This is a genomic window from Streptomyces sp. 150FB, assembly GCF_000818195.1.
In the GTDB taxonomy this organism is placed as follows: Bacteria; Actinomycetota; Actinomycetes; order Streptomycetales; family Streptomycetaceae; genus Streptomyces.
Window position 1 is genome coordinate 1,173,610 of record NZ_JTHL01000001.1, and the last position, 17,914, is coordinate 1,191,523.

At 71.0% G+C, this 17,914-nt stretch carries 18 protein-coding genes; 9 read left to right on the forward strand and 9 right to left on the reverse strand.

All coding sequences use genetic code 11. The features are described 5' to 3' along the window. A partial coding sequence (locus QR77_RS04580; RefSeq protein ID WP_040019776.1) for an aminotransferase class I/II-fold pyridoxal phosphate-dependent enzyme occupies window positions 1–1,297 on the reverse strand: 1,297 nt, incomplete at its 3' end. A 35-nt stretch (window positions 1,298–1,332) separates the two neighbouring features. Here QR77_RS04580 and QR77_RS04585 point away from each other — a divergent pair. From QR77_RS04585 to QR77_RS04595, 3 genes are all read left to right on the forward strand, one after another. Next, complete coding sequence (locus QR77_RS04585; RefSeq protein WP_040019777.1) at window positions 1,333–2,034, forward strand: pyridoxamine 5'-phosphate oxidase family protein; 702 nt, start codon at window positions 1,333–1,335, stop codon at window positions 2,032–2,034. An 8-nt stretch (window positions 2,035–2,042) separates the two neighbouring features. Then, window positions 2,043–2,693: an FMN-binding negative transcriptional regulator gene (locus QR77_RS04590; RefSeq protein ID WP_040019779.1), complete on the forward strand. Its 651-nt coding sequence runs from the start codon at window positions 2,043–2,045 to the stop codon at window positions 2,691–2,693. Window positions 2,694–2,831: 138 nt separating this feature from the next. Continuing rightward, window positions 2,832–3,650: an isocitrate lyase/phosphoenolpyruvate mutase family protein gene (locus QR77_RS04595; protein ID WP_040019780.1), complete on the forward strand. Its 819-nt coding sequence runs from the start codon at window positions 2,832–2,834 to the stop codon at window positions 3,648–3,650. On the opposite strand, the gene QR77_RS04600 is transcribed toward QR77_RS04595, so the two are convergent. The 4 genes from QR77_RS04600 to QR77_RS04615 all read right to left on the reverse strand — a co-directional run bounded on the left by QR77_RS04600 (window position 3,622) and on the right by QR77_RS04615 (window position 7,202). Beyond that, the gene (locus QR77_RS04600; protein ID WP_040027322.1) at window positions 3,622–4,260 is read right to left on the reverse strand and encodes a TetR/AcrR family transcriptional regulator; all 639 of its coding nucleotides are present in this window, start codon (window positions 4,258–4,260) and stop codon (window positions 3,622–3,624) included. The genes QR77_RS04595 and QR77_RS04600 overlap by 29 nt on opposite strands. A 203-nt stretch (window positions 4,261–4,463) precedes the next feature. Beyond that, window positions 4,464–5,444 carry an EamA family transporter gene (locus tag QR77_RS04605; RefSeq protein ID WP_040019782.1) on the reverse strand — a complete coding sequence of 327 codons (981 nt, stop codon included), beginning with the start codon at window positions 5,442–5,444 and terminating at the stop codon, window positions 4,464–4,466. Between the two features lie 191 nt (window positions 5,445–5,635). Then, on the reverse strand, window positions 5,636–6,652 hold the full coding sequence (locus tag QR77_RS04610; protein WP_040019783.1) for an EamA family transporter: 1,017 nt from the start codon (window positions 6,650–6,652) through the stop codon (window positions 5,636–5,638). Window positions 6,653–6,692: 40 nt separating this feature from the next. Next, window positions 6,693–7,202 carry a Clp protease N-terminal domain-containing protein gene (locus QR77_RS04615; protein ID WP_040019784.1) on the reverse strand — a complete coding sequence of 170 codons (510 nt, stop codon included), beginning with the start codon at window positions 7,200–7,202 and terminating at the stop codon, window positions 6,693–6,695. A 258-nt stretch (window positions 7,203–7,460) separates the two neighbouring features. Here QR77_RS04615 and QR77_RS04620 point away from each other — a divergent pair, with 258 nt between their 5' ends. Beyond that, the gene (locus QR77_RS04620) at window positions 7,461–7,655 is read left to right on the forward strand and encodes a hypothetical protein (protein WP_040019786.1); all 195 of its coding nucleotides are present in this window, start codon (window positions 7,461–7,463) and stop codon (window positions 7,653–7,655) included. A gap of 119 nt (window positions 7,656–7,774) precedes the next feature. Here QR77_RS04620 and QR77_RS04625 read toward each other — a convergent pair whose 3' ends face one another. Then, complete coding sequence (locus QR77_RS04625; RefSeq protein WP_040019787.1) at window positions 7,775–8,401, reverse strand: PadR family transcriptional regulator; 627 nt, start codon at window positions 8,399–8,401, stop codon at window positions 7,775–7,777. Between the two features lie 253 nt (window positions 8,402–8,654). On the opposite strand from QR77_RS04625, the gene QR77_RS04630 reads away from it, so the two are divergent. Further along, complete coding sequence (locus QR77_RS04630; protein ID WP_040019788.1) at window positions 8,655–9,218, forward strand: DinB family protein; 564 nt, start codon at window positions 8,655–8,657, stop codon at window positions 9,216–9,218. A 770-nt stretch (window positions 9,219–9,988) separates the two neighbouring features. Here the strand turns inward: QR77_RS04630 and QR77_RS04635 are convergent. Further along, the gene (locus tag QR77_RS04635) at window positions 9,989–10,513 is read right to left on the reverse strand and encodes a hypothetical protein (RefSeq protein WP_040019789.1); all 525 of its coding nucleotides are present in this window, start codon (window positions 10,511–10,513) and stop codon (window positions 9,989–9,991) included. Between the two features lie 267 nt (window positions 10,514–10,780). Here QR77_RS04635 and QR77_RS04645 point away from each other — a divergent pair, with 267 nt between their 5' ends. Both QR77_RS04645 and QR77_RS04650 read left to right on the forward strand, forming a co-directional pair. Continuing rightward, window positions 10,781–12,817 carry a S9 family peptidase gene (locus QR77_RS04645; RefSeq protein WP_173476272.1) on the forward strand — a complete coding sequence of 679 codons (2,037 nt, stop codon included), beginning with the start codon at window positions 10,781–10,783 and terminating at the stop codon, window positions 12,815–12,817. 95 nt (window positions 12,818–12,912) lie between these two features. Then, on the forward strand, window positions 12,913–13,734 hold the full coding sequence (locus QR77_RS04650; protein ID WP_040019792.1) for a PhzF family phenazine biosynthesis protein: 822 nt from the start codon (window positions 12,913–12,915) through the stop codon (window positions 13,732–13,734). Here the strand turns inward: QR77_RS04650 and QR77_RS04655 are convergent, their stop codons facing one another. Together QR77_RS04655 and QR77_RS04660 are read right to left on the reverse strand one after the other, a co-directional pair. Further along, entirely contained in the window at window positions 13,735–14,535 is an 801-nt protein-coding gene (locus QR77_RS04655) for a type II CAAX endopeptidase family protein (protein ID WP_040019793.1), read from the reverse strand. 223 nt (window positions 14,536–14,758) lie between these two features. Continuing rightward, window positions 14,759–16,276: a glutamate--cysteine ligase gene (locus QR77_RS04660; RefSeq protein WP_040019794.1), complete on the reverse strand. Its 1,518-nt coding sequence runs from the start codon at window positions 16,274–16,276 to the stop codon at window positions 14,759–14,761. A 491-nt stretch (window positions 16,277–16,767) separates the two neighbouring features. Between QR77_RS04660 and QR77_RS04665 the strand changes: the two genes are divergently transcribed. Together QR77_RS04665 and QR77_RS04670 are read left to right on the forward strand one after the other, a co-directional pair. Further along, the gene (locus tag QR77_RS04665; RefSeq protein ID WP_040019796.1) at window positions 16,768–17,355 is read left to right on the forward strand and encodes a hypothetical protein; all 588 of its coding nucleotides are present in this window, start codon (window positions 16,768–16,770) and stop codon (window positions 17,353–17,355) included. Window positions 17,356–17,626: 271 nt separating this feature from the next. Next, a complete protein-coding gene (locus QR77_RS04670) occupies window positions 17,627–17,833 on the forward strand; it encodes a DUF5999 family protein (RefSeq protein ID WP_040019797.1) in 207 nt (68 codons plus the stop codon). Window positions 17,834–17,914: the final 81 nt, after the last annotated feature.

A 17,914-nucleotide genomic window follows, 5' to 3' on the forward strand; every position in this document is an offset into this window, starting at 1 on the left:
CCGCCGCGACCGCGTCGGCGACCGGTGCGATGTCGTCGGCCGTCATCGCCGACACCGTGATCCGTACGCCGCGGGGCGCCGCCACCCGGAAGCGCGCACCGGGTGCGACGGCCCAGCCGGCGTGCAGCAGCCGGGCGACGGCGCCGGTCTCATCGGCCACCGGCACCCAGACGTTCATGCCGGTCCGGCCGTGCGCCTCGACCCCGCGTGCGGCCAGCGCGTCGACCAGGGCGTCGCGCCGCCACCCGTACGCCCGCGCGACGGCGGGCACGTCCACGGCCGCCGAGGTCCACAGCTCCATGACGGCGCGCTGGAGGATCCCGCTGACCCATCCCGGCCCGAGCCGCTGCCTGCCGAGCACCCGGTCCACGGTGGTGGCGTCCCCGGTCAGCACGGCGAGCCGCAGGTCGGGCCCGTACGCCTTCGCCGTGGAGCGTACGAGTACCCAACTGTCGGTGACCCCGGCGAGCGGGTGCAGCGGGAGGTCGACGATCGCGTGGCCGTGGTCGTCCTCGATGAGCAGCACATCGGGCCTGGTGGCGAGGACCGCCCGCAGTTCGGCGGCGCGTTCGGCGCCCACGGCCGCTCCGGTCGGGTTCTGCGCGCGGTCGGTGACGACAACGGCCCGGACGCCCGCGCGCAGCGCGCGATCCAGTTCGGCGGGGAGCGGCCCGTCGTCGTCGAGCCGCATCGGTACCAGCCGCAGTCCGAGCGCGGGTACGAGGTCCAGCAGGCTGCCCCAGCCCGGGTCCTCGACGGCGATCGCGTCGCCGGGCCTGAGGTGGGCGACCAGCACCCGTTCGATCGCGTCCAGGGAACCGGACATGACGGCGACCGGCCCGTCGGGCACCCCGTCGGTGTCGAGTCCGGCGCGTGCGAGCCGCGCGAACCCCGGGTCCACCGGCGGCTGTCCGTACAGCCTCGGCTCGTGCTCGTTGTGCAGCGCGGCGGCCGCCAGCGCCTGGTGCAGCGGCGGCAGCAGGGCCGGGTCCGGGTTGCCCTCGGAGACGTCCCGTACGCCGGGCGGCGCCTCGACGCGGATCGATCCGCGAGCTGTGCTGACCGGTCGCGCCCGCACCCGGCTGCCCCTGCGGCCGTCCGTCTCGATCACACCCCGGTCGCGCAGGGTGCGGTAGGCGGCCGCGACGGTGTTCGGGTTGACCCCCAACTCTGTCGCCAACTCCCTCATGGGCGGCAGCAGTTGGCCCGGGGCCAGCTCACCCGAGCCCACCGCGCGCTCCACACTGGCGGAAATTTCCACGGCGCGCCGCCCACTGATCCGATACTCTCCTAGCACAAAGAACACTATGCACTAGTGCAATGGAGGACGCAATGCCGGAGACGCCGGAGACCACACCTCGGACAGCCGCGGGGGCCTACACACCGACGCCGGGCACCATCCCCTCCCGCTCCAGGGACCGGGCGTCGTACGATCGCGAGGTGGTGCACGCACTGCTCGACGAGGCCTACGTCTGCCATCTCGGCTTTGTGCGCGACGGCGCGCCCGTCGTCCTCCCCACGCTCTACGGCCGGGTCGGCGAGCGGCTGTACGTCCACGGCTCGACGGGTTCACGCCCGCTGCGCATGACGGCAGCGAGCGGAAAGGAGACGGACCCGGGCCTGCGGGTCTGCCTGACCGTCACCCATGTCGACGGGCTGGTCCTGGCACGCTCCGCCTTCCACCACTCCATCAACTACCGTTCCGTCGTGGTCCATGGCATCGCCCATGAGGTGACCGACCCCGAGGAGCGTGGCATGGCACTCGACGCGATCGTCGAGCATGTCGTGCCCGGCCGCTCGCACGACTCACGCCCCGCCAACAGCCGGGAACTGGCAGCGACGGCCGTCATCCGGCTCGACCTGAACGAGGTGTCGGCCAAGGTGCGCGCGGGCGGACCCAACGACGAGCCCGAGGACACCGGACTCCCCCACTGGACCGGGGTCGTACCGCTCCAGCGCGGATACGGGCCCCCCATCCCGGCCGACGATCTCGATCCGGCCATCACACTGCCCGCCTACCTCTCCGCACTCTGAGGCCCGCCATGCTCATTCACCCCTGGGACGCACCGCAGGACGACACCGTCTGGCAACAGTGGCTGGCCGAGCACGACTTCGGCCAGCTCGCCGTCAACGGCCTGCCGGGCGAGCCGCCGTACGTCCAGCCGCTGCACTTCTTCTACGACCCGTCGCGCGGCCCGCAGGGCGAGGTCGTCACCCATCTCGCCCGCCCCAACCCGGTGTGGCCCGCCGTCGAGGCGGATCCGCACATCGTCCTCAGCGTCGTGGACGACTACGTCTTCGTTCCCGGACCGTGGCAGGCGCCCGACGACACCCCGCCCGAACACGGCGTACCCACCAGCTTCTACGCGGCGGTCCAACTCCACTGCACCGCGCACCTCGTGGACGATCCGCAGCAGAAGGCCGAGCTGCTGAACCGCCAGATGGGCCACTTCCAGCAGGACGGGCTCTCGGCGCCCGCCGCCGTGGGTGAGGAACCGTACGGGCGGATGCTGGCCGGCATCCGTGGGCTGCGGCTCGAAGTGACGGACGTACGCGCCAAGTTCAAGTACGCGGCCCACAAAGCGGACGACGTGAAAGCGCGGACAGCCGCCGGTCTGCTCGCACGGGGCGGCGTACGCGACCTCGCGGCCCACGCGCACCACTTGCGGCACCGGACCGACGGCGACGCCTGAGGGCGTTCACCCTGGGGCTCGTGGGGCATGGTGCTCGGGCGCGCTCGGCGGGATCGGCCTGAACACACTCGGTGCGGGCCGACGTCTGTGTCGGATTCTTGCCAGAAGGCGGGCGGCAGTCGATGTTTGACTGCGCGCATGACCCGCACACGGCCGGACGACGCCCGCCTCTTCCGCTCCCTGCACACCTCGACCGAACCTCTCGCGCTCGCCAACGCCTGGGACGTCGCGGGCGCCCGCGTCATCGAGGCCGCGGGCGCCTCCGCAATCGCCACGACCAGTGCCGGCGTCGCCTGGTCACTGGGTTCTCCGGACGGCGACGCCCTTCCCCGGGAACGAGCGCTCGAACTGATCGGCCGAATCGTCGCCGCCGTCGCGGTTCCGGTCACCGCCGACATCGAGGGCGGGTACGGCAAGGACGCCGCCGGCGTTGCCGAGACCGTCGCCGGGGTGCTCGCTGCGGGTGCCGCCGGCGTCAACATCGAAGACGGCCCCCGGCCCCCGGCAGAGCTCGCGACACGGCTGGCCGCGGCCCGGGGGGCCGCCGACCGGGCAGGCGCGGACCTGTTCCTCAACGCCCGGATCGACACCTTCCTGTTCGGCCTCGGTGCCCCGGGCACCCGCCTGAAGGAAACCTTGTCCCGGGCGCACATGTACGTCGACGCGGGGGCGGACGGCATCTTCGTCCCCGGCGTCACGGACACCGCCACCATCGCGGCACTGGCCAGGCACATCTCCGTACCGCTGAATGTCATGGCCGGCCCCGGCACCCCGACCGTCGCCGAGCTCGGCGCCCTCGGCGTGGCCCGCGTCAGTCTCGGATCGGGCGTGGCACAGGTCGCCTACGCCGCCGCCCGCCGGGCCGCACAGGACCTCTTCGGCACCGGCGGCTACGACTCCCTCGCCGACGGCATGCCCTTCGCGGAACTCAACGGGCTGCTCGCTGCCCCCCACTGACCCTGGTCGAGTCGGTCGCCGGAGGGTTGGGCGCCCCGGCGCGCAGGCCGTCCATCAGCAGGCCGCTCATACGGCGCGCCTGGTCCTGCCAGCCGTCCTTGTCCCGCAGCATGAACAGACCGCCCATGGACAGCAGTACGTCCTCGGGGTCCAGGTCGGAGCGCGCCGTACCGGCGGCGACGCACGCGTCGAGCAGTGTGGAGACGGCGCCGACCAGCCGGCCGTACGTATCGACGGACCGTTCGCTCTCCGAGGTGGCCGCGTCCCTGAGCGCCCCGCCGAGGCCGTGCTTGGTCATCGCCAGCCGGGCGAGCTGGTCCATCCACCGGCGCAGGGCCTGGTCGGGGGCCAGCTCGCCGAGGAGCCGGGGGGCCGCTTCGCACAGGTCCTCGACCTCGCGATGGTAGATCGCCAGGACCAGCGTCTCCCTGGTCGGGAAGTGACGGTAGAGCGTGCCGATGCCGACCCCCGCCTCCCGCGCGATCGACTCCAGCGGCACGTCGGGCCCCTCGCGGGTGAAGCTTTCGAGCGCCACGGAGAGCAGCCTGTCGCGATTGCGACGGGCGTCCGCCCGCAGCGGGCGGGACTTCTCGGCATTCGCCACGGCCATGGCCTTCCGTACCGGGATCGGACGCGCGCGTCCGATGGCTGAGCTGATCGGAAGATGATCCTTCACCGGGACCGCCGGAGCCACTCACGGCCACCGGAAGGTCCAAGCGGAGGGGCCTCCGATCAGCCCAGGATACCAAGGCCGAGGGGCGGGACCCGACGTCGGAACAGGCCTGTCGGAAGAAGGCCGTCAGAAGAAGGCCGTCACAGCAGTACCGCCTCCCTGCGCCGCGTCGACGCCGTACGGGCCTCCGCCACCGCGAGACCCACCACGGCGGCGAGCAGCAGCAGTGTGCCCACCACCGTCGCCGCCGTCAGCCGCTCGCCGAGCAGAGCGACCGCGATGACGGCCGCGCTCACCGGTTCGAGCAGCATGATCACGGAGACCGTGGCGGCCCGCACGACGGCCGCCCCCGCGAAGTACAGCGCGTAGGCCAGCGCGGTCGGTACGGCCGCCACGTACACCAGCAGCCAGACCACCTCGGCCGGCTCGACGGTGTGCGGCAGCAGGCCCTCACCGGCGGCGAGAGGCAGCAGCGCGAGCGCGCCGACCGCGAAGGCCCAGGTGGTCGTGGACAGCGAGTCGGCGCCTCCGCCCGTACGCCCGAGCCACCGGGTGAGCAGGGTCATCGCCGCGTAACCGGCCCCCGACAGCACGGCGAAGGCGATGCCCGCCGGACGTACGTCGGCGGCGTCACCGCCGAGTACGAGCACCGCCAGCCCGGCGAGCGCGCCGGTCACCGCGACCACGCCACCGCCGCCGAGCCGCTCCCCCAGGGTCAGTCGCGCGCCGAGCGCGATGATCACGGGCCCGGCGCCGAGGGTCACCACGGTGGCGACCGCGAGTCCGGTCGACTGGACGGCCACGAAGTAGGAGGTCTGGAAGAGGGTGAAGCAGACGCCGGTACCGACGATCCGCAGCAGCCTGCGCCGGCCCGGCTCGACGGACGTCACCGCTCGCGCATGCGTACGCCTACGCAGCGACCGCACGGCGAGCGTGCCCAGCAGCAGGACGAGCCCGCCCGCGCAGCGCCAGAAGGAGAGGGCGATCGGACCGAGGTCGCTGATCCGGTAGACGAGGGAGCCGGCGGCTCCCGCCGTACCCCAGGCGATCCCGGCGACGGCCAGATAGAAGAGGCTCCGGCCGACGGGCGCGCCGGAAGCGGACGCACCGACAGAAGGCATGGAGGAGGGCGTGGAAGAACGATTCGACACGTGATGTCTCCGTGTGAAGAACGGATGGATGGTCGCTCAGCTCCGTCACGCGGGCAGCGAGAAACCGCTCGGGAACTGCCCGAGCCCGGTGTTCTTCAGCGGATGGCCGCCCGCGTCAGGCTGCGGGAGGCGGCAATACGGTCGAATGCATGATCAGGACACTAGGTCGTGGTGGGCGCGTCGGACAACTCCGTTTGTCCCGTGGGCTCCTCGGCGCCACCCGCACCGAGCACGTCCCCGCCCGCCACCGGTCCCGAGGGCGCCTTGGGCGTGGAGGTCTGGGCGATGAAAGCGCCGACGAGCACCACCGCGCCCCCGACGATCTGCGGCGCCGAGAGGTGCTCGTCCAGCAGCACCCAGGCAAGTACGGTCGCCACGACCGCCTCCAGGCAGGCGACGACGCCCGCCACCTGCGGGGAGAGACTGCGTACCGACGTCACCCCGGTCGCGTAGGCGAGTACCGTGGCGATCAGCACGATCCAGCCGAGCAGCAGCGCCCCGGCGACCTGTGATCCGCCGAGGTCCGCGCTGCCGCCGAGCAGGGCCCAGTCCATGGTCCAGGGGCGGGCGACGAGCGTCAGCACAACCGTACCGACGAGCAGTCCGTACGCGATGACGCCCAGCGGGTCCGCCGGAGTCGTCCCGTTCCGGCTGTCGGCCCCGTGGTCGGACAGCACGAAGTAGCTGACCTGGCAGCAGGCGGCGCCGAGGGCGAGCAACACCCCGACCGTGTCGAAGCTGATCCCGGCCCAGACCTCGACGACGCAGGCGAGACCGCCCACGGCGAGGACCACACCGACCGCCGCCGCTCGGCTGACCGGCCTGCGCTGCACGAAGCGGACCCAGAGCAGGACGAGCGCGGGGCCGAGGTATTCGATGAGCAGGGCGACACCGACGGGGATACGGGAGATCGCGGCGAAGTAGCAGGCCTGCACGCCCGCGACGGCCAGCAGGCCGAAACCGACGAGCAGGACGGGCCTGTCGCGCACCAGCGCCCGGTGCCGCCAGGCCACCGGAAGCATGATCAGGGCCGCGCCCGCGACCCGTAGCCAGACCACATGCAGCGGGCCGAGGCCCGCCTCGATCAGCGGCTTGGCGGCGACACCCGAACCGCCGAACGACAGCGCGGACACCAGGGCGAGCCCGAGTCCGGCGTTCCTTCCCACAGAGACGCGCATGACGCCATCATGACAGTCAACGTCAGCAGCCTCGCCTCGGTTACACCTGTCCGGACGCGCAGGACAGCCGCTCGGCCAGCATCGCCGCGTCCACCCCGGCCCGATTCAGGACCTCGACGGCCCGGCAGGACGGATCGGCGGCCAGCGCGACCAGCAGATCGAGTCCCCCGGCCCGCGACTCGCCGCGCAGCGCCGCACGGCCGAGCGCGCTCTCCAGGGCGGTGACGGCCGCCGGTGACCAGCCGGCCGCCGCGCCCGTCCGTATGCGGCGCACGGGGCCCGACTCCTCGACCGTGCCGTGCCAGCGCAGCCCGTATCCGATGCTGCGCTGCACGAGATAGCCGAGCACCCGCGCCACCTGGGGGCCGCCGTCGAAAGCGGCGCGCACCTCGGGGTCCGACTCCAGCAGCGAGTGCAACAGGTGGGCTGTGTCGATGTGTTCGTCGGCGTCGCGATGGGCGCGCCGGCGTGCGCCCGATACGACCGACGCGAGTTCCACGGTGAGGCGCGCGTCGATGTCGAAAGGGCTCGCTGCGGACTGTCCGGGCATACGCGGGGTAGGGCTTTGCACCTTCTCACCCCATCATTTCTTCGCATTGAGGGCATCCCCGGAGGGGAGCATTCACGGGTCCCACCACGGGTGGGTGAATCCGGCCCGGTTCTCCTCCTTACGAATGAGATCGTGCCTGTTCGACCCGGAGCGGGCGCGCGGCGTCTTGCCTTCCGGCGCCGGGCGCAACCCGATGGGGCGCGCACGCGTCCGAAACGTACGACCCAACAGCGCCGGGCAGGGTCGGGAGGAAGGCCGATGTACTGGATGGTCGCCCTGCTCGCCGTGGACGGCCGGCAGTACGTCTATCGGGTGTACGCACCGGCGGAGGCGCTGCGCGGTGACGTGTTCTGGGCGGCGTTCCACTGCCACGACGAGGGGCCGCACCCCCGCGCCTCCGACGCGTTCGACTCGGCGGTGTTCTGGCGGCTGCTGGTACCGGACAGGATCTGAGCCGGCGCGCCCGCACAGGCACACACGCACAGGCACACGCGCCTACGTACATACGTACGGGAGGGGCCGCGCGACCTCGGCCGCGCGGCCCCTCCCGTACACCTGCGGACGGGGACTGGTCAGTCCTCGTCGGCGAGGATCAGGTAGAGCTTCTTGCGGGCTTCGTTGGTGACGTCGAGCGCCTTCTTGCGCTGCTCGGGCGAGCCGGTCTTCCAGACCTGCCCGAACGCCTCCATCAGCCCGAAACCGGCCTGACGGATCTCGTTGACGCCTTCCCAGTCGATGCCGCGCCCGGCCTCCTCCCACGGCGCGTCCGGACCGGATTCGGCCTCCGTACGCCCCGTTTCGGTCAGCGTGAACAGCTTCTTGCCGCCCTCGCTCTGGCTGATGATCAGGCCCTCGTCCTCCAGAAGCTGGAGGGTCGGGTAGACCGAGCCGGGGCTGGGGCGCCAGGCGCCTCCACTGCGCTCCCCGATCTCCGTGATCATCTCGTAGCCGTGCATCGGCCGGTCCTTGAGCAGCGCCAGGATCGAAGCGCGCACGTCACCGCGCCGCGCCCGCCCCCGTCCGCCGCCTCCGCCGCCACGACCTCGGCCGCCGAAGGGGCCGCCACCGCCGAAGGGTCCGCCGAAGGGCGGCCCGAACGGCCCGAAGGCCCCGCGCCGTCCTTCGAATCCGCCCCTGCCTTCATGACCGTGGCCGTGCTCGCCGTGCCCCGGTCCGTGTCCGTATCCATGCGAGTGCATCGTTACGTTCCTTTCATCGTTGATCAGTCGCGATGCGTCAACGATATATCGGAACCTGTCGCCGATGCAACACCCGATTCCATGTGGTGTGTGACCTGTGTCAGTGGGTGTTGATCGATTGCCAGCGAAGGCCGATCGATCGACTTCTGTGCCATTTAGGGATGACGGGATGACTGTCTGTGGGGTTTGTGACAGTGGAGGATGCCGCAGACGGCGACGATCACCCTGCTCGACGGGTCTGTAGTGTGCGGCGATGACAAGAAGCGAGCGGCTCGCGGAGCAGTTGGATTGGTACTGGCGCAAGAGCCTGCGGCCACGGCTGGACGGTCTTACTGACGAGGAGTACTTCTGGGAGCCGGTGCGCGGCTGCTGGAGCATCCGCCCGCGTGGCACGTCGGCCGCACCGACGTTGGACGGCTCGGGGGAATGGACGATGGACTCCGCGTCCCCTGCCCCGGTGCCGGCACCGGTGACCACGATTGGCTGGCGGCTGGCGCACATCATCGTCTCGTGCCTGGGCTATCGGGTCGGATGGTACTTCGGCGGCCAGGACGTCGACTCCCAGACATTCGCCTACGCGGGGACCGCTGACGAGACGCTGGAACAGCTCGATGAGATGTACGGGAGATGGAACGCGGGGGTCCGCGAGCTCTCGGACGCCGACCTGGACAATCCGCCCACGGTGGGTCCCGAGCGGTTTCCCATGGAGAACAGGGTCCTGCACGTCAACAGGGAGCTGATCCATCACGGCGCCGAGATCTCCCTGCTGCGCGACCTCTACCGCTGGCAGGACGGAGCCGGACCGAACCGAATATGACTTTCGGTAACCGGCGATCGAGCTTCGGAGACTTACGTGGAGTCCGTGACGCTCCATGGCTGCTGCCGCCTATAGGCCTCACGCTCGCCTCACGCTCTTCAACCGCTGTTCTGCCTTCCCCACGTTCTCCATCGGGACAGGACAGCGTCATCTTCCGTCGCCGATATGCCTTCTGGCGACAGCGCTGAGGGCATGTCCGGCGCTGTGACCTACGACTTCCTTCCGGCATAGGGCCTGAACAGACCGGGCAGCGCGGTGATTCAAGGGATTCGTTGCGGGTCGGGGCGAGGGCGTCAGCCCTCGCCCCGACCGATTTGGGTGGAGCCGCAGGTCCCGGCAACGGGACGGGGCTTGGGGTTGTCGCCGCACGTCGCTCTCCGGATGACCGGTAGGCCCGCTGACGGCATCGGGCTGAACACGTGCGCCGTCGTGACTGTCCGTGCCCGGGAGGCAGCGGGTGCCCGCAGACTTCGCATGTCCCCGGGGTGTCGGTGTCGGGTTCCGGGGTTGGGCCGATGGGCGAGTTGGACGCGGTGGGGTCGCCCGTGCCGGGCTGCTCGCGACGGGTCAGCGGCGCGCGCGGGCACCGTCGGCGGCCCCTTCTCGTGCCTGCGTGACGGCCCGTTCCAGGGACCGCTCACGGGCGGGCGGATACGGCCGGGGACAGGCGGGTGCCACGGTCGGTGCGGAGCTCGGAGTTTCCCGGGACGGCCGTGGGACAGGCCCGCTGCCGGGCACCACGTGCCGGCCGGCGGCGTCAAGCAGTGACGTCAGCGCTGCTGAGCCTGGGTACGCCGGTCCCGCAGCCAGTCGTCGAGCACGGCGAAGTCCGTAGCAACGAGACCGATCATGGAATCCACACGGTGCAGGAGTGCGTGCCCGCGATGGTGCCGTGACACCCAGGCGCGATCGAGATCAGTGATCTCGTCGTCGACCCAGATGAACGGGCGTCCGGCCGCAGCTTGGACGAGCGCCCGGGTCTTCCAGTGCAACACGTCCGGATCATCCTCTTCCGGCGCGTCCGGCAGGTCCGCCACCGGCAGCTCAGGCAGCCCGAGCAGCGGAGCTATCACCTCGTTGGCATCGTGCATCCACGCGGTGGCCCACATCAGCACGCAGGGCAGCGCCAGCAGACGCGGACCGTGCGCGAGGTCGATCTTCGCCAACTGAGGATTCGACACGTCCTGCCAGCCGTCCCACTCTTCGAGGGCCGAAGGAAGCCGTGCCCCGCCATAGGGCAGCAGCGTCCCGTCGACATCCAGGAAGAGCAGCGGGCGCTCCGCGTGAACGGTCATGGCGGCACGCTATCGGCCCGCCGCCTTCTGGGGCGAGGTCCTCGGATACCTGGAACTCGGCCGGGAGGTCGGCGGAGGGACCGAGACCGGGCCGCCCGGCGCCGGCCCCTTCGACCACGTACGCCCTGGCGCCGAGGTGAAGCCGCGGTGTGTCCGCGAGCCGCCCCGGGATCTGCGGCTTCGTGAGCGACTGCCCGTGACCGCGCGCCATTCGCCGGCCGCGGAAAGGGCTGGCGCGCTCCCGCACCGGGGCCCAGGATGATTCCCATGCCTGAATCCACTGCCTTCCACGACCTGGCGGCGTTCGTCGCGCTGCCCCGCGTCTCCTCGCTGGCCCTGTCACCCGACGGCACCCGTCTGGTGACGGTGGTTCAGGAGCTTTCCGCCGACGCCACCAGATTCGTCGGCGCCCTGTGGGACGTCGACCCGTCCGGGGAACGTCCGGCGCGGCGTCTCACCCGCTCCGGTCGCGGCGAATCAGCTCCCGCGTTCCTGCCCGACGGGACCCTGCTCTTCCTCTCCTCCCGCCCGGTCGCCGACCCCGCTGAGGGCGACGACGACAAGCGGGAAGCGGCACTCTGGAGCCTGCCCGCAGACGGCGGCGAGGCAGCACAGGTGCTGGCCAGGCCCGGCGGGATCGACGAGTACGCGACCGCTGCCGAGGCGTCCCGGATCGCCCTGGCGGCCTCCCGACTCCCCGGAGCGGCCGACGCCGAGCAGGACGCACAGCTCCGCGAGGCCCGCCAGAAGGCCAAGGTGTCGGCGATCCTTCACGAGTCGGTGCCGGTGCGGTACTGGGACCACGACCTCGGTCCCGGCATCCCGCGGGTGTTCACCGTGCCGGACCCCGCCGCCGAACAGCTCGCGGTGGTGGACTGCGGAGAGCGGTGCGTCTCCGCCTACGAGGGGATCGCGCTCTCCCCCGACGGCTCGCTGATCGCCTACGTGGCGGCGGTGGGCACGCTCCCCGACGAGGTGCGCGCCGCCGTCGTGGTGGCGGACGCCGCCACCGGCAAGGTGCTGCGGGTGCTGGAGTCCCCCGACGCCGAGTTCGGCGCCCCCGCCTTCGCCCCGGACGGCCGGCATCTGGTCTGCACGCGCGAGCGGCGGATCACCTGGGACAGCCCCGGTGACGTCACGCTGTGGCTGGTGGACGCCACCGACGACCAGGACTCCGGACACGACCTGCTGCCCGATTTCGAGCAGTGGCCGGGTGCCCCGGTCTTTTCCCCGGTGCCCGGCGAGGACGGGGCGCCGGTGGTCTACTTCACCGCCGACGAAGCCGGCCACGCGCCGGTCTTCCGGCTCTCCACCGGCACCGGCGAGGTGGTCGGGCTCACCGCCTCAGGCGCGTACACCAACGTGGTCGCGGACCCGGACGGTCGCACCCTGTACGCGTTGCGCTCGGCCGTGGACAGCGCGCCGGCCCCCGTACGTCTCGATGCCGCGGCACCCGGCCAACAGCCGGTGCCGCTGCCGTGCCCCGGGCGGGTGACCGCGCTGCCCGGGAGCCTCACCGAGGTGCACACCACCGCCGAGGACGGGACGGCGCTGCGCGCCTGGCTGGTGCTGCCGTCCCAGGCCTCCGCCGCCACCCCCGCGCCCCTGCTGCTGTGGGTGCACGGCGGTCCGCAGACAAGCTGGAACGCCTGGCACTGGCGCTGGAACCCGTGGGTGGCCGCGGCCGCCGGCTACGCGGTTCTGCTGCCGGACCCTGCGCTGTCCACCGGCTACGGGCAACGGATGCACGAGCGCGGCTGGGCACACTGGGGCGGCGCTCCGTACCAGGACGTGATGGCGCTGACCGACACCGCGCTGCGGCGGGACGACCTGGACGAGGAGCGCACAGCCATGATGGGCGGCTCGTACGGCGGCTACATGGCCAACTGGATCGCCACCAAGACCGACCGCTTCAAGGCGATCGTCACCCACGCGAGCCTGTGGAACATGTACAGCTTCGCGGGGGTCACCGACCACCCCGGCTTCTGGATGCGGCGGCAGGGCGACCCGCTGGTGCGCACCGAGCGGTACGAGCTGGAGTCCCCGCATCTGCGGGCCGCGAAGATCACCACGCCGATGCTGGTGATCCACGGCGACAAGGACTACCGGGTTCCGATCGGCGAGGGCCTCGCGCTCTGGAACGACCTGGCGCGGTTCGAGGTCCCGGCGAAGTTCCTGTACTTCCCCGACGAGGGGCACTGGATCGTCAAGCCGAACAACGTCCGCCTGTGGTACGCCACGGTGCTGGGCTTCCTGGCACACCATGTGCTGGACGAGCCGTGGCACCGCCCCGAGCTGGTCTGAACCGGCAGCACGAGCTGGTCTGAACCGGCCGCACGAGACCGAAGCCGATCGGGCCCCTCTCTCACCCCCGGGGTCTCTCGCCTACGGTCGGTGTCATGCGCATTCGAATCGTCGACGCCTTCACCGACCGCCCCTTCGCCGGCAACCCCGCCGGAGTCCTGCTCCTGGACTCCGGCGGCTTCCCCGACGACGCGTGGCTCCAGCAGGTCGCGGCGGAGCTGAACCTCTCGGAAACGGCCTTCGCCCACCCGCTCGCGCCCGGTGGCGCCGCCGGGTGGGCGCTGCGCTGGTTCACCCCGGTCGAGGAGGTCTCGATGTGCGGTCACGCCACCCTGGCCACCGCTCACATCCTGCGTACGGAGGGCCTCGCGACCGGCGCCGTCGGCTTCGCGACCCGCTCCGGGGTGCTCGGCGCGACCGCGCACGACGACGGCACACTCACCCTCGACTTCCCCACGTCCACACTGACGCCCGTGCCGCTGCCCGACGGGGTCGCCGAGGCGCTCGGCGCCGATGTGGTGTCGGTGCACGACACGTCGGAACACATCGGGGACCTACTGGTCGAGCTGGCCGACGAGCGGACCGTACGGGGCCTCACCCCGCGCCTCGCCTCGCTCGCCGCGCTCTCCCGGCGCGGCGTCGTCGTCACCGCCGCCGCCGAGGCCCGGGACAGCGGCTACGACTACGTGTCGCGCGGCTTCTTCCCGCGCCTCGGCATCGACGAGGACCCCGTCACGGGCAGCGCGCACACGGCGCTCGCACCCTTCTGGTCGGCCCGGCTCGGCCGCGACGACCTGACGGGGCTCCAGGCGTCCGCCCGTACCGGTCTCGTACGCACCGCACTGCGCGGCGAGCGCACCTTGCTCACCGGGCGGGCCGTGACCGTCATCGACGGCGAACTGCTCACAGGCGTCTGATCACCCGGTCGGCAGCCAGCCGACCTTGCCGGCGAGCAGCGCGAAGCCGACGAACGCGCCGACGTCCAGCAGGGTGTGGGCCGCGACCAGCGGCCCCACCCGTCCCCAGCGCCGGTAGAGGTAGACGAACACCACGCCCATCGCCATGTTGCCGATGAACCCGCCGACGCCCTGGTACAGGTGGTACGAGCCGCGCAGCACGGCGCTCGCCGCCAGCGAGGCCATCGGCGTCCACCCGAGCTGCCCCAGCCGCCGCAGCAGATACCCGACGACCACGACCTCTTCCAGTACGGCGTTCTGCGCCGCCGAAAGGATCAGCACCGGGAACTTCCACCACACGTCGGGCAGCGACTCGGGCACCACCGTCAGGTTCGCTCCCACCCCCTGCGCCGCCAGGTAGAACGCGAGCCCGATGCTGCCGATCCCCGCCGCGATCAGCACACCGCGGCCGAGGTCGAACCAGGGGCGCGTACGGTCGAAGCCCAGGGCGCGCAGGCTGCTGTGCTCCCTGAGCAGGAGGTACGCCACCAGCGCCACCGGCACCAGCGCGGTGGCGATCCCGAAGAGCTGCCAGGCGAGATCGAGCCAGGGCCGCCCGGGGGCCGCCGAGGCGTTGAGATTCGCGTTGTGATCGCTGAGCGGTCCGGGAGCGGTCAGCGACCCGACAAAACTGATCAGCGCCGACACACCGCTCGCGCCCAGCGACAGCGCCAGGACCAGCACCGTCTCGAACCGGAAAGTCCTCCGCGACAGATCCTCCGCCGGAAAAACACCGGTCACGCGTTCCGCCTCCACCCGCACACCTGCCTCCAGTCCCCTCACCCGCGCCGTGTCGCCAGGGTCCCGGATGCGGGTGCGTGAATCGCGCGCGACAGGCGTGGAAGATCACAGCTTGCCCGACGAATCTGTGTGTACGACGGGCAGGGTCCCGCTCAGGAAGTCTCCCGCGCCGGTCGCGGCCCCTCCGCTCCCGGCCCCGCACGTCCCGGCCCCTCACGTCCCGGGCCCGCCACTCCCGGCCCCCTCACTTCGCGGACGGCCCGGGAAACCCGACCGGCCAGGTGTGCACCGGCTCGCCCCCGTGCATCAGCTCGCTGTAGCGGCGGGTCATCGCGGCCAGCGCGGGTTCCCGCTCCAGGCCGGCGTCCCGCGCGCGGTGGTAGGTGTCCACCTGCCACGAGGCGCCGTTCATGCGCCGCTTGCACCGCCCCTCGATGACACCGAGGTAGAAGTCGCGGTCCGCGGGCGCGATGTTCCACGCGTCGAGTCCGGCGGCGGCGAGTGGCAGCAGTTCGTCGCGTACGAGTTTCACCGCGGGCACCGTTGTTATCCCGCCCCCGCGCCCGGGGCGCGGCCACCGCAGCTCGCACTCGATCCCGTACCGGCAGGCGGTCTCGAAGTTCTGCGCGGCCACCTCGAAGGGCAGCCTGCCCCACACCGGCCGCGAGTCCTCGGCGAGCGCCCGCACCAGGCCGTAGTAGAACGCCGCGTTGGCGACCACATCGGTGACCGTGGGGCCCGCGGGCAGCACACGGTTCTCCACCCGCAGATGCGGCGCGCCGTCGGCGACCTCGTACACCGGCCGGTTCCACCGGTAGACCGTGCCGTTGTGCAGGACCAGTTCCTGGAGCTTCGGGAGGCCTCCCTCGTCGAGCACCCGCTTCGGGTCCTCCTCGTCGTCGACGATGGGCAGCAGCGAGGAGTGGTAGCGCAGGTTCTCCTCGAAGAGGTCGTAGGCGGAGTCGATCCAGCGCTCGCCGAACCACGCCCTCGGCCGCACCCCCTGCGCCTTCAGCTCGGGCGGCCTGATGTCCGTGGCCTGCTCGAAGAGCGGCGGCCGCGACTCCCGCCACAGTTCCTTGCCGAACAGGAACGGCGCGTTGGCGCCCATCGCGATCTGTACGGCGGACACGGCCTGCGCCGCGTTCCACACATCGGCGAAGCGGTGCGGCCTGACCTGGAGATGGAGCTGTACGGAGGTGCACGCCGCCTCCGGGGCGATGGACGACGAGGTGGCCGTCAGTCGCTCCACGCCCTCGATGTCGAGGGTGAAGTCCTCGCCGCGCGCCGCGACCATCTGGTGGTTGAGCAGCGTGTACCGGTCCACGTCCGAGAGGTTCTCGCCGACCACGTCGTGCTGACCCAGGGTGGGCAGGATGCCGATCATCACGATCCCGGCGTCGACCTCGTTGGCCTTGCGCTGGGCGTATCCCAGTCCGGCGCGCAGTTCCTCGGCCAACTGGTCGAACACCCGGCCGTCGAGCCGGTGCGGCGCCACATTGACTTCCAGGTTGAACATTCCGAGTTCGGTCTGGAAATCAGCACTGGAGATGCGCTTCAGCACCTCCGCATTCATCATCCGGGGCATCCCGTCGGAACCTGTCAGATTCAGCTCTATCTCCAGGCCCATCAGATTCTTGGGCCGGTCGAACCTCTCCTCCTCCAGGAGACGCCCCAGCACCGTCAGGCACTGCCGCATCTTCTCGCGGTATTTCTGCCGATCGGACAGTCCTGAACCGTCCGCCTCGACCTTCTCCCCCATCGAATGTCCCTCCTCGAGTGGGCAACCCGCGGGTGCGGCGGCTCGCGTCACGATCGATAGTGCCCACCCTGAGTGATCCATAACGTCCCCCCGAGTGGCGCGGCGGGCGGTAGAGTGGGAGGGGGACCCGTACGGCACATTCCGGTGGCATATCAAGCGTGTCACCAAGAACCGGCCGGGCGGCAAAAGGCTGACGCGTTTCGGCCGACCGTGCCGACGCAATCACCCCAGGCCAGCGGCTTGCGTTCACTGTTTATCAACAGGAACTTCGCACCAGATGGACCGAATATTGCCTTGATTGCAATATCTACGACAGCTAGCAGAAACATCGCGTGAACACACGTCGTATAAACTCGCGGAGGAGGCAGAGAGCCGGTGCCCGGCCGTTTGGCCACGGGACGGCCTCTGACCCCGCACGCTGACATCGACGTCCGCACCCGCCCGTACCACCTCACGCTTCACCCTGTCTCCTGAATGAGAGGCAACCCATCATGCCGCTGCATGTTCCCCCGGCCCCCGCGCCCGCCTTGCGCAGCGTTCTCATGGCACTCGGTTCTCCCACCGCAGTGCGCGACGCCCGCACCCCCGCTCTCCAGTCGGTCCAGGGACCGCTGAGCCCCGAGCTTCCCCTTCCCGTCTACGTACTGAACCGGGCGACCGCTGACGGGGGTGCCCCGAGCACGAGGCTGACCGGCTGGCGGTTCCTGATCCGCAGCGGTGACCGCGCCGTGGCCGCCGCCGACACGATGCTCACCGCCGACGGCTGGGCCTTCTCCCGATTCTTCGAGGGGCCCTACCTGACGGCGACGGAGCGCGCGCTGCGTCAGGCGGAGACACTTCAGAAGCCCTACCAGCCCCGGCTGCTCTCCGTACCCGAGCTGTACATGCTCACTCTCTGGCTGCACGGGGACACGGAGGCGGAACCTTCCGAGGGTTCGCCGGCGTCCGCCGACATCCTGGTGCCCCTCGCACCGGCACCTCCGGGGTTCGCGGCGCACCGTCCGCACCTCGTCTCGGAGCTCCTTCCCATGATCGGATCGAGACTCGCTCCGGCCCCACTTCTGGGCACACCCGCCTGACCTGCACCGCAGCGGCTTTACAAGTGCCCCGTGGCCACCCGGCCGCGGGGCACTTCGCGTGCGGTCCCGAACGGCCCTGAGAGTCCGCTAAGTTGGGTTGAACCGTCCGGCAGGGTGAAGCGTCCTCAAGCACGAGGAACTGCTGCCGCGAAATCCCTGCGGATTGCCGTCCGCGGGGCAACACTAGGACTGGACCAACAGATACTGGGGGGCGGCCTTGAAACCGTCGAGCCGCAGGACACGTCACTCAACGCAGCGAAAGAACCCACCCATGTGCCAGCATCAACCAGCCTGCCCGACAGCCGATTCCGCCGACCGGGAAGCCGCGCACCTCGTGGCGCACCACCCGGAACAGGGCTGGAGCCTGCTGTGCAATGGCGTTCTGCTCTTCGAGGACACCGGTGAACTGCTGCCGGACGGACAGATCATCGATCCGCACCGCCCGCTGCGAAGCGAGCAGGTGGTGGCGGCAGCCTGATGCCGCGCTTTCGTACGACAAGCACGACCAGGTAGGACTGGGGCCGGCCCGGAGAGACTTCCTCCGCACCGGCCCCGACGC

Bases quoted from the DNA above. Each gene is read 5' to 3' on its own strand.
- QR77_RS04585 (WP_040019777.1), top strand. From the start codon at position 1,333: ATGCCGGAGACGCCGGAGACCACACCTCGGACAGCCGCGGGGGCCTAC.
- QR77_RS04590 (WP_040019779.1), top strand. From the start codon at position 2,043: ATGCTCATTCACCCCTGGGACGCACCGCAGGACGACACCGTCTGGCAA.
- QR77_RS04595 (WP_040019780.1), top strand. From the start codon at position 2,832: ATGACCCGCACACGGCCGGACGACGCCCGCCTCTTCCGCTCCCTGCAC.
- QR77_RS04600 (WP_040027322.1), bottom strand. From the start codon at position 4,260: ATGGCCGTGGCGAATGCCGAGAAGTCCCGCCCGCTGCGGGCGGACGCC.
- QR77_RS04605 (WP_040019782.1), bottom strand. From the start codon at position 5,444: ATGCCTTCTGTCGGTGCGTCCGCTTCCGGCGCGCCCGTCGGCCGGAGC.
- QR77_RS04610 (WP_040019783.1), bottom strand. From the start codon at position 6,652: ATGCGCGTCTCTGTGGGAAGGAACGCCGGACTCGGGCTCGCCCTGGTG.
- QR77_RS04615 (WP_040019784.1), bottom strand. From the start codon at position 7,202: ATGCCCGGACAGTCCGCAGCGAGCCCTTTCGACATCGACGCGCGCCTC.
- QR77_RS04620 (WP_040019786.1), top strand. From the start codon at position 7,461: ATGTACTGGATGGTCGCCCTGCTCGCCGTGGACGGCCGGCAGTACGTC.
- QR77_RS04625 (WP_040019787.1), bottom strand. From the start codon at position 8,401: ATGCACTCGCATGGATACGGACACGGACCGGGGCACGGCGAGCACGGC.
- QR77_RS04630 (WP_040019788.1), top strand. From the start codon at position 8,655: ATGACAAGAAGCGAGCGGCTCGCGGAGCAGTTGGATTGGTACTGGCGC.
- QR77_RS04635 (WP_040019789.1), bottom strand. From the start codon at position 10,513: ATGACCGTTCACGCGGAGCGCCCGCTGCTCTTCCTGGATGTCGACGGG.
- QR77_RS04645 (WP_173476272.1), top strand. From the start codon at position 10,781: ATGCCTGAATCCACTGCCTTCCACGACCTGGCGGCGTTCGTCGCGCTG.
- QR77_RS04650 (WP_040019792.1), top strand. From the start codon at position 12,913: ATGCGCATTCGAATCGTCGACGCCTTCACCGACCGCCCCTTCGCCGGC.
- QR77_RS04660 (WP_040019794.1), bottom strand. From the start codon at position 16,276: ATGGGGGAGAAGGTCGAGGCGGACGGTTCAGGACTGTCCGATCGGCAG.
- QR77_RS04665 (WP_040019796.1), top strand. From the start codon at position 16,768: ATGCCGCTGCATGTTCCCCCGGCCCCCGCGCCCGCCTTGCGCAGCGTT.
- QR77_RS04670 (WP_040019797.1), top strand. From the start codon at position 17,627: ATGTGCCAGCATCAACCAGCCTGCCCGACAGCCGATTCCGCCGACCGG.